Annotated in this window: 7 protein-coding genes; 4 read left to right on the top strand and 3 right to left on the bottom strand. The window is 37.8% G+C overall.

Features of this window, described 5'->3' with window-relative positions; all coding sequences use genetic code 11:
* Positions 1-311: 311 nt before the first annotated feature.
* On the top strand, positions 312-1,526 hold the full coding sequence (locus ATS71_RS13830; RefSeq protein WP_006793243.1) for a hypothetical protein: 1,215 nt from the start codon (positions 312-314) through the stop codon (positions 1,524-1,526).
* Positions 1,527-1,590: 64 nt separating this feature from the next.
* Here the strand turns inward: ATS71_RS13830 and ATS71_RS13825 are convergent, their stop codons facing one another.
* Positions 1,591-2,466 (bottom strand): DNA replication terminus site-binding protein, encoded by an 876-nt coding sequence (locus ATS71_RS13825; protein ID WP_058405437.1) that lies wholly within the window; start codon positions 2,464-2,466, stop codon positions 1,591-1,593.
* A gap of 583 nt (positions 2,467-3,049) precedes the next feature.
* Between ATS71_RS13825 and ATS71_RS13820 the strand changes: the two genes are divergently transcribed.
* Positions 3,050-4,399: a class II 3-deoxy-7-phosphoheptulonate synthase gene (locus tag ATS71_RS13820; protein WP_058405349.1), complete on the top strand. Its 1,350-nt coding sequence runs from the start codon at positions 3,050-3,052 to the stop codon at positions 4,397-4,399.
* Positions 4,400-4,461: 62 nt separating this feature from the next.
* Here ATS71_RS13820 and ppsR read toward each other — a convergent pair whose 3' ends face one another.
* Entirely contained in the window at positions 4,462-5,271 is an 810-nt protein-coding gene (ppsR, locus tag ATS71_RS13815) for a posphoenolpyruvate synthetase regulatory kinase/phosphorylase PpsR (RefSeq protein WP_058405348.1), read from the bottom strand.
* A gap of 154 nt (positions 5,272-5,425) precedes the next feature.
* Between ppsR and ppsA the strand changes: the two genes are divergently transcribed.
* The gene (ppsA, locus tag ATS71_RS13810) at positions 5,426-7,801 is read left to right on the top strand and encodes a phosphoenolpyruvate synthase (protein WP_058405347.1); all 2,376 of its coding nucleotides are present in this window, start codon (positions 5,426-5,428) and stop codon (positions 7,799-7,801) included.
* 63 nt (positions 7,802-7,864) lie between these two features.
* Here the strand turns inward: ppsA and ATS71_RS13805 are convergent, their stop codons facing one another.
* On the bottom strand, positions 7,865-8,077 hold the full coding sequence (locus ATS71_RS13805; RefSeq protein WP_058405346.1) for a PGPGW domain-containing protein: 213 nt from the start codon (positions 8,075-8,077) through the stop codon (positions 7,865-7,867).
* Between the two features lie 144 nt (positions 8,078-8,221).
* Between ATS71_RS13805 and ydiJ the strand changes: the two genes are divergently transcribed.
* Positions 8,222-11,269: a D-2-hydroxyglutarate dehydrogenase YdiJ gene (gene ydiJ / locus ATS71_RS13800; protein ID WP_058405345.1), complete on the top strand. Its 3,048-nt coding sequence runs from the start codon at positions 8,222-8,224 to the stop codon at positions 11,267-11,269.
* Positions 11,270-11,332: the final 63 nt, after the last annotated feature.

Genomic DNA, 11,332 nt, shown 5'->3' with positions numbered 1-11,332 from the left:
CAGATCTATGCTAACTGACAATGCTCTTATCCACAGGCTGGTATATTAAATACAAAATTTGTCGTGCTTTGCCCGCTAAATTTAGCATACTAGTGGACAAATTTTTAACTGAGTTAGTAAAAATGAGATTTGAAACACCTTTGTTAGTATAATGATGATCTTAAATTAAAGAAAAACGTGACTACTTAGTATAAAACTGATCTGAGTCGATTAATTAAAGGCAGATCACTTTTATACTAACTTAAACATTTAACTTTTTTTGTTTTATGTGTTGTTATTAGATGTCGCAATAATAAATGGAAATAAGAACAATGAGCCGAAAGGTCAACATCTCGGTAGATAACTTGCCTGATACATTAAGAGGCCAAATTCACGGGGTGGAAAGTGCAATTGATAACGAAAGTTTAGCACTATTTACAGATAACAAAGATGTTCGCATTTCTATTGAAAATGCAGCACATGGCTTACGTGCTTATTCTAATACATTTAATCATTACGATTTATGGGGACGTTTTGTTCGATCGGGTCATAAAAAACTTCCATTAGAAGAAGCGCCTAAAAAAACAATTATTACGCGTAAGATATCAGAAAAAGTAGATGGTATTTTATACGACGGCGAAATAAAAATAACACCGGCAGTTGTTAGTACTCGTAAAGACGGTGAAGATATTGAATACCTAGTCTGGCCATCAGATAGAGAAGAAAAAGTAGAACGTGCTCTTATCCGTTTAGCCTCCAAAGGTAAAATAGTAAAAATAAATTTTAAGTCCGGTATTCAATATGCCGTTGTTTTTTCTATGAACGAGTTAGCACAAGAACTCAAAGCGGTTGGTCAGTCTATGCCATACCCCGCTATTAAAGAATCGCTTGAAGCACTTCAAGGCTCAAAACTCTCGTTTAAATATTCTGCAACAGATACTAAAAATTCAGACATTGATGATTCGTTCTACGAATCAAATATGAATTTTTTATCTTCTTTACATTTTAGCGGGAAAAAGGGGCAGGGAGGCAATGTTAAATGCGTTGCGTGTTTAAATGCTTTTGTTCATAACATGATCGATAACCTTGAATATAAAGGTTATTATTTTAATAGTGCCCAAGAATTAAAGCGGGGATTATCACGCTGGATGATGTTACGTTTATACCACCTTTGGCGCTATGCGGCACCTGGCAAAACGTATCATTTCAGATTGCTTTCTATTATGGAAAAATATGGTTCGATATACTCAACCGACAACATTACAGAAAACAAATTAAAAGCATTACGTCGTGATATGACAACGACTATGAAAGACCTTATTGAAAAGGGGGCTATCTCTGAATACAGTATTACTAATGTAAAAGACGATAAAACAGGCAATATTATAGATTACACCTATGAAATGCACCCTTCTGATCAATTTTGTGATGAAATACTTACATTGAACAAGCATAATAAACGTATTGAAATTCAAGGCGGTAAACGCATCGTTGAAAACGCTGTTTTAATTGATGAAGATAAAATAGAAGAAATAGTCGAAAAATAGTTAATAATTTATTTTTGCTATTACACTTACTAAAAGGCCACTTAAAGTGGCCTTTTTAACATAATTAATTTGTTACCTGTTCAAGGTAAAGTCTATCTACTAGGAAATCATACTCTCGTTTTCGAGGGTGACTAGCTGGCTTTTCGTAATCTGGTAAGGTACCAATTTTAACATCGGGCTCGGGATTTATTAAAATAAATGGTAATGCAGCACTAACGTGGTAACGATTTTGTGCAGTGTATCTGATATTAACTTGCGGGCTTACTCGAGTAGGGCGTCTTATTCTTAGTTTTTCCTTTTCACCTAAACTTGCTATTCTCATTTGTTCTTGAGCGACCAGAGATTGCCATTTTTGTTGGTCGATCATTCTTGGGTTTGTATAACCTGCAGATTTACTTAACATCTCGAGAGCCATTTTTTTAGTGAGGGTTTTGGTTGCGTGTTTGTGCATCCATGTAAATCTAACAGAAAAAGGTGATTCACTTTCACTGTGTATTTTTCTGTATGCGGCTAGGGTAATTAAATTTGGTACAGCATTATGAACAGCTTCAAAACGAGCGTCGTTGTTATCAATACCCAGAATACATTCTTTAAATGCTGCTTTAGCCCTATTTACCTGAGCAATCCTATTAGTAAGCGCCTGTTTATCTGCGTTTTTTATAATTAATAAACCAGGGTGTCTTTTAAGTACTCGACTACTTAACCCTGACTTTGTATATATATCGGTAAATGAATTAAAAATAGCTCGTTGAGCATCATCTCCCGTTATCTTTGAAACGGATATACTTTGAGGCACATTATCTTCTTCGCTAGCACTCACATCAGGCAACTTATAGTATTCAGCTTTTGAATATTCACACTGCTTGAGTTCACCAATCAATAATGAGGTTAACTCGCTCATTAAATCAAACTGACTTCTTATTTTAATTTTTGAGACCACAACACACCAAGAACACATCTTACATTTATGAATAAGAATACTAACCTTGTCTTTTGATTGCAACGGTTTATATATACACATAGTTGCTGAGATTAAATTTTTAATACATTTTAGTATGATGTGTTCTTTACTGCTGTGTACATAGGTGGCTCTTTTGCATAAGATTATTAATCTTAGGGGGTCGTACCTAAACCTTGGGTATGCTTTGCTAGCACAATAATTTACAAACGCAATACTAACGCCAACAATTACTTAACTCCCGCTGTAAAGTTAAGATTACAATGTGTAGTAATTGAGTATGATGTGTTCCTATGTATATTGCTAATAATATCCCTTACTATGCTAACAGTTCTTGTACACTATAAATCTAATGTTTTTATTTGTAATTTATTGATATTAAGCGTTTATATTGCAAACTTGATGAAGTTTATTTTTCATATAAATGCAAAAATAAAGTGATTAATGTTTGTTTATAACTACCCCATAACAAAATAATTAGTAAATAGTGAATTTAGTGCTTGAATAGAGGTACTTGCATACGTTAATTTCACTACATCAGGTAAAGCAGGAATGAGGATAGAATATGCAATCGTGGAACCCTAATAGCTGGAGAGAACTGCCAATACTGCAGCAACCACAGTACCCAGATCAAGAAGTATTAAAGTCTGTTGAAGGCCAATTAAAAACAGCACCACCGTTAGTTTTTGCAGAAGAAACGCGTAGTCTATTTAAACAGCTTGAAGATGTGTGTGAAGGCCGCGCATTTTTACTTCAAGGTGGAGACTGCGCAGAGTCGTTTAGTGATTTTAACGCAGCCAATATTCGAGATACGTTTAAAACAATTTTACAAATGGCAGTGGTTTTAACTTATGGCGGAAAGTGCCCAGTAGTTAAAATAGCGCGTATGGCTGGACAATATGCCAAACCACGTTCTGCAGATTTAGAAACTATTGATGGTGTTTCACTACCATCATACCGTGGCGACATCATTAACAACATTGACTTCACAGCTGAAGCGCGCATACCAGATCCACAGCGTTTGATGACGGCGTACCATCATAGTGCTGCTACGTTGAATTTATTGCGTGCATTTGCACAGGGTGGTCTAGCTGATTTACATCAGGTCAATCGCTGGAACATGGGGTTTGTAGCTGCCAATCCACAAAAACAAAAATACCAACAGTTAGCTGACAAGATTCAAGATGCACTAGAATTTATGGAAGTATGTGGTATTAATTCAACTATTGCTCCTAGCCTTAAAGAGACTGACCTTTATACATCACACGAAGCATTGTTACTGGGCTACGAAGAAGCACTAACACGACGTGATCACTTATCGGGCGATTGGTATGACTGTTCAGCGCACTTTGTTTGGATTGGTGAACGCACACGTCAATTAGATCACGCACACATTGAGTTTTTTAAAGGCATTAAAAACCCGATTGGTGTAAAAGTTGGCCCAGGTATGGACCCAGATGAATTAATACGTTTAATTGATGCATTAAATCCAGATAACATCCCAGGTCGGTTAACATTAATTACTCGCATGGGTGCAGATATACTGCCAGAAAAATTACCAGCACTAGTACGTAAAGTTCAACAGGAAGGGCGTAAGGTAATTTGGAGCTCAGATCCTATGCATGGCAATACTGAAAAAGCGACCTCTGGTTACAAAACTCGCAACTTTGACAATATAATGCGTGAGATTAGCCAGTTTTTCTCTGTTCACAAAGCAGAAGGTTCATACGCAGGTGGTGTTCACTTAGAAATGACAGGTCAACATGTTACTGAATGTACTGGCGGAGCATATGGTTTATCAGACGACGATTTAGCGCAGCGTTACAAAACACAATGTGACCCTCGTCTTAATGCAGACCAAGTACTAGAGTTAGGCTTTTTAGTTGCTGATTTATTAAAAGACGCACGTAAATAAAACGCACTCATATAAAAAGCCGCTTAATAGCGGCTTTTTTTATTATTTTAATTATAAATAAGTTAGTACTTACGACGCTCTAAGTCGGTATCCATTAGTATTTTTGCAGATATTTCTTCAACAGAATGATGGGTTGAATTAAAGTACGCAATTTTATGGCGTTTATAGAGCATTTCAACTTCGCGTACTTCAATACGGCACTGCCTAATAGAAGCATATTTAGAATTGGCCATTCGTCTGTGTCTAATTGCGGCGAGCCTTTCTGGGTCAATAGTTAAACCAAATAATTTATGTTTGTAAGGCACTAAGCATTTAGGTAAACCTTCGCTTTCTAAATCTTCTTCAGTAATAGGGTAGTTGGCTGCTTTAATGCCATATTGTAAAGCTAAGTACAAACTAGTTGGTGTTTTACCACTTCGGCTCACACCAATTAAAATAATATCAGCCTCAGAAAAGTTTTTAATATTGCCGCCGTCGTCATTCATTAAAGCGTAGTTCACCGCGTCTATTCTAAAGTCATAACTTTTCTCGTGTATAGAATGTGTCCGGTGCATTTTTGGTACAGGCGCTACCTCTAGTTCTTTTTCAATTTTTTCGCTGTACGTGGTCAAAAAATCATACGGAATAGCATCTGCTGACTTTATAATTTCGCTCAAACTGTGATTTACAAATGTAAAAAATACAAAGGGCTTTTCACCTGTTTTTGCAGCCGTTGCATTAATTAACGCTTTAATTTCGTGTGCTTTTTCTTCTGTTTCTACGAAAGGAATAGTTTTGTGATTAAAATCGATTGGAAACAAAGATAACGTTGCATGCCCAAACACTTCTGATGTAATTGCTGTTCCATCAGATATATAAAATGCAGTTCTCATAATTAACCTTTTTGTTACTTTTAATCCCTAAAATGGGTTACTCACGGTTTACGCGAGGACTGTTGCCAGTGTAGAATGAAGGTGGCCTTTATAAAAGGTTTTCTTTCTTAACTCTCACAGTTTCAACTACAATTTGTTTTTTGGAGAAAGACCCGTGCAAGAATACGTTCTCTGGTATCAAGAGCTTGGTATGCAAGATGTTCCTCGAGTAGGTGGTAAAAATGCCTCTCTTGGTGAAATGATCTCTAACCTAGCTAACGCTGGTGTACAAGTACCGGGTGGTTTCGCAACAACCGCCGATGCTTTTAATGAGTTTTTAGACCAATCTGGACTCAATGCCAAAATTCATGACATCTTAGATACACTCGATGTTGATGATGTAAATACACTCGCTAAAGTAGGTGCCGATATCCGCCAGTGGATAATCGATACACCATTCCAACCAAATTTAGACCAAGCCATTCGCGATGCATATAGCCAACTTCATGGCGACGCTTCAGCAGATGTATCATTTGCAGTTCGTTCATCTGCAACCGCTGAAGATATGCCCGATGCATCTTTCGCAGGCCAACAGGAAACATTTTTAAATGTAGTTGGTATTGATTCCGTTATGGTTGCAATTAAACACGTTTTTGCTTCGTTATTTAACGACCGCGCAATTTCTTATCGTGTTCACCAAGGTTACGATCATCGTGGTGTTGCTTTATCAGCTGGTATCCAGCGTATGGTACGCTCAGATAAATCAGCATCTGGCGTTATGTTTAGTATAGATACTGAATCTGGCTTTGAAGATGTTGTATTTGTTACTTCAAGCTACGGTTTAGGTGAAATGGTAGTACAAGGTGCTGTAAACCCAGACGAATTTTATGTACATAAACCAACATTATTAAAAGAGAAGCCTTCTGTAGTTCGTCGTAATATTGGTTCTAAAGCCATTCAAATGATTTACTCAGACGACAAAGCACACGGCAAACAAGTAGAAATAGTGGATGTTAATCCAGAACTTTCTAATAAATTTTCAATTACAGACGAAGAAGTACAAGACCTTGCCAAGCAAGCTGTAATCATTGAAAAGCATTACGGCCGTCCGATGGACATCGAATGGGCAAAAGACGGTAACGACGGCAAACTATATATAGTGCAAGCTCGTCCAGAAACGGTTCGTTCAAACGAAGACACCAACGTAATGGAACGTTTTCAATTAAACGGCTCAAGCAACATTGTTGTAGAAGGGCGCGCAATTGGCCATAAAATTGGTAGCGGTGTTGTGCGTGTGCTCGACTCGATTGACGAAATGGATCAAGTACAGGTTGGTGATATTTTAGTTACCGACATGACCGACCCAGACTGGGAGCCGATCATGAAACGTGCAGCAGCGATTGTAACTAATCGTGGTGGCCGTACATGTCATGCAGCAATTATAGCTCGTGAACTTGGTATTCCTGCTGTGGTAGGTTGTGGTAATGCAACCGACCTAATCAAAGCAGGGCAGGAAGTAACTGTATCATGCGCCGAAGGCGATACGGGTTTCATTTACGAAGGTATTTTAGACTTTGAAGTGCTCACTTCACGTGTTGACGAAATGCCAGACCTACCAATGAAAGTGATGATGAACGTAGGTAACCCAGACCGCGCATTCGACTTTGCACGTTTACCACATTCAGGTGTTGGTCTTGCTCGTGTTGAGTTTATTATTAACCGTATGATTGGTGTGCATCCAAAAGCGTTATTAAATTTTGATGCACAAACAGATGCCCTTAAAGCTGAAATAACTGACATGATTGCCGGTTACGATTCACCTGTCGAATTTTACATTTCAAAACTCGTTGAAGGTATTTCGACATTAGGTTGTGCGTTTGCTCCAGAGCGTGTAATTGTTCGTATGTCTGATTTTAAATCAAACGAATATGCTAACTTAGTGGGTGGCCAACAATACGAGCCAGAAGAAGAAAACCCAATGATAGGTTTTCGTGGTGCAGCACGTTACATATCTGAAGACTTCCGCGACTGTTTTGCACTAGAGTGTGAAGCTATTAAGCGTGTACGTAATAGCATGGACATGACTAACATCGAAATCATGATTCCATTCGTACGCACACTTGAAGAAGGTAAGCGCGTAATCGAATTACTAGAAGAGCATGGCCTTAAACGTGGCGAAAATGGTCTTAAAGTAATTATGATGTGTGAACTTCCGTCAAATGCATTACTTGCTGAAGAATTTTTAGAACACTTTGATGGCTTTTCAATCGGCTCTAACGATTTAACACAGTTAACTCTAGGCTTAGACCGAGATTCAGGTCTAATTGCTCATTTATTTGACGAGCGCGACCCTGCAATCAAAAAGCTGCTTTCTATGGCAATTCAAACAGCTAAAGCAAAAGGAAAGTATGTAGGTATTTGTGGTCAAGGCCCTTCAGATCATGAAGACTTTGCTGCATGGTTGGTAGACCAAGGCATAGACTCTGTATCATTAAACCCAGACACAGTAATCGAAACTTGGTTATATTTAGCTAAAAAATTAGCTAAATAACCGTGTAACTATGTAAAAGCCAGCATTTTTTGCTGGCTTTTTTGTTGCTAAATTGAATTTGTTTTAATAGCGTGCTAATTTCTTATCTAAATACTGACAAGATTTAGTCAATGCTTTTTGGCAAAGCGACAAATAATACCGCGCTTTTGGATAATAAAACGAATAACACAATAAACCAGCCATAAAAAATATTAGTGATGGACCAGGTACAACCGCAAATATTAATCCTAATAAAATAAATAACGCCCCCATGATCTGTAATACAATTTTTTTCATATAAATGACCTCTCGTGTAGTTAACTTGATTATAATTACAGCAGCGCTCAAATCGACAAAAAGAGTGTTACAAACTGTAAATTCTTCAATTTCTATTAGCAATCAGCATGATATAATTAATCAAATGTCTAAAAGTATGCCGTTATGATCGCAACAATTACTCAGCAAGATGCCGCGTCAGACCTTGTCGCAAATTACCTAAATACATTACAAAAGCAAGGCTTTACGGGCGATACCGATGCAAGTTATGCAACCCGTATTACTGCGTCAACCGACAATAGTATTTACCAACAACTGCCTCAAGGTGTTATTTTTCCCAAAAACGAAAAAGACATTCAACTAGCTTTGCAAACAGCATCACGAGACCCTTTTTTATCATTAACGTTTGGACCTCGCGGTGGTGGTACTGGCACTAATGGCCAGTCTTTAACGCCTGGTATCGTTGTTGACTTATCCCGTTATATGCGTGAAATTCTCGAAATTAACGTAGAAGAAGGGTGGGTTCGGGTTCAAACCGGCGTAATAAAAGATCAGTTAAACGACTTTTTACGACCTTATGGGTTTTTCTTTTCTCCCGATTTATCGACCAGTAATCGTGCAACCATAGGCGGTATGATAAGCACCGATGCATCAGGTCAAGGCTCACTCGTTTACGGTAAAACTAGCGATCATGTATTAGGCCTTACAACCTATTTAGTAGACGGTACACCAATGAGTACCGCTCCAATTAATGTCGAAAAAGCAAAAATTATTGCAGAGCAAGACACTTTAGTCGGCTCTATATACAAAACCGTACTTAATATTGCCATTAATGAACGTGATGCTATTTTAACTAAATTTCCACGTTTAAATCGTTTTTTAACCGGCTATGACTTAGAGCATGTCCTAAGTGATGACTTACTTACTTTTGATATGAGCCGCTTAATAACCGGTGCTGAAGGTTCACTTGGTATTGTCACCGAGGCAAAATTAAATCTTACACCCATTGCAGAATTCAAAACACTTATAAATATTAAGTACGATAGCTTTGATTCAGCACTTCGACACTCTCCATTTTTAGTTGATGCCCGTGCAACTTCAGTGGAAACTGTCGATAGCAAAGTATTAAACCTTGCACGTGAAGATATTGTTTGGAATTTAGTATCGGACTTAATTACCGACGTTCCACATAAAGACATGCAAGGACTCAATATGGTTGAGTTTAATGCTGTGGCCGCCGACGACATAAAAGATAAAGTAGACTCCCTTTGTAAATTACTAGACGACTGTGTAGCTAATCAAACAAATGGAGTCATTGGCTATCAGCTTACCAGTAACAAAAGCGACATTTTAAAAATTTATGCAATGCGTAAAAAGTCGGTTGGTTTGCTTGGTAATGTAAAAGGTAGTCAAAAACCATTAGCTTTTGCAGAAGACACTGCAGTACCACCAGAAAACTTAGCCGATTACATTGTTGAGTTTAGAGCTTTACTCGACAGTCATAATCTACAGTACGGTATGTTTGGTCATGTAGATGCCGGCGTTTTACACGTTAGGCCCGCACTCGATATGTGCGATCCAGAACAAGAAAAACTACTACGTACAATTTCAGACCAAGTAGTTAAACTCACTGCAAAGTACGGCGGCTTAATGTGGGGCGAACATGGTAAAGGCTACCGTAGTGAATATGGACCGGCGTTTTTTGGCGAACATTTATTTACTCAACTACGAAAAATTAAAACAGCGTTCGACCCATACAATCGAATAAACCCAGGTAAAATATGTACCCCAATCGATAGCGAAGACTCACTAGTCAGTGTCGATGGGCAAAAAAGATCGTGGTTTGATAAACAAATTTCAATCGATGTAAAAACCAGTTTTAACAACGCCATGACCTGTAACGGTAATGGTATTTGTTTTAACTACGATGAAAATTCGCCAATGTGTCCGTCTTATAAAGTGACAGGTGATCGTCGGAATTCTCCAAAAGGACGAGCGAGTTTAATGCGCGAATGGCTGCGTTTGCAAGAATCTAAAAACATAGATTTGCTTGGTGTAGAAAAAGAATTAAACAAAGGCGAAGTCATTACTTGGTGGGAACGATTTGTACATAGCCGCGAGAAAAAGAAAGGTCTTTACGATTTTTCTCACGAAGTAAAAGCGTCTATGGATGAATGTTTAGCCTGTAAAGCTTGCACAACGGCTTGCCCTATAAAAGTTGATGTTCCTACTTTTCGTGCTCGATTTTTAAATTACTACCACAGTTACTATGCACGTCCACTTAAGGATTACTTAGTGGGTAACATAGAAAGTAGCGCGCCAATGATGGCCAAGTTTGGGAAAATAATTAACCCAGTTGTAAATACAACGTTTGTTAGCAGCTTAATTAAAAAAACAGTTGGCTATGTTGATACACCCCAACTGAGCATTCCGGCACTTTCAAAACGAATTAACAAAGCACAGCAATTTAGCTTTGAGCTTTTAACTAACTTAAATGCCCAGCAACAAAGCGAATACGTTTTAATAGTACAAGATCCATTTACTAGTTTTTATGAAGCTGAATTAGTAGAAAGCTTTATTACTCTAATAACTCAACTTGGCAAAAAACCAATGTTGTTACCGTTTAAACCCAATGGTAAACCACAACATGTAAAAGGGTTTTTGCACGAATTTAAAATAACCGCCAAAAACGCAGCTGAATTTTTAAATAAACTAAACGATATTAATGCGCCATTAGTAGGATTAGATGCGTCGTTGGTTATGTGTTACCGAGATGAATATAATACAATTTTAGAAAATAACCGCGGTGATTTTAATGTGCAACTTGCCCACGAATGGCTAGAAACTCAATCGTTTAAAGGCTTAAGTGCAAACAAAAATAATGAAACCGAATTTACATTATTGAGCCATTGTACTGAAACCACATCACTGCCAAAGGCAGCCAATGTTTGGCAAACTATATTCTCCGATATTGGACTAACATTAAACACAACCAATACAGGTTGTTGCGGCATGGCGGGAACTTACGGACACGAAGCGCAAAACCAAGATAACTCTCGTGCATTATACGAAATGAGTTGGAAGCCCATTGTTGATAAAACTAAATCAGAACAACTCTTGTCAACCGGGTTTTCATGTCGTAGCCAAGTAAAGCGCTATGAGAAATTTAAACCTAAACACCCAATTGAATTACTAGCACAAGTGCTCAAATAATTTAATCAAATAAAAAGGCAGCAATAAATTTATCGCTGCCTTTTTATTTAAATTTTTTATACG

Origin of the sequence: Pseudoalteromonas sp. H71, assembly GCF_001468485.1 — a bacterium.
Classification (GTDB): domain Bacteria; phylum Pseudomonadota; class Gammaproteobacteria; order Enterobacterales; family Alteromonadaceae; genus Pseudoalteromonas.
The sequence above is the reverse complement of the archived record's forward strand: the minus strand, read 5'-3'. Positions and strand labels throughout refer to the sequence as shown.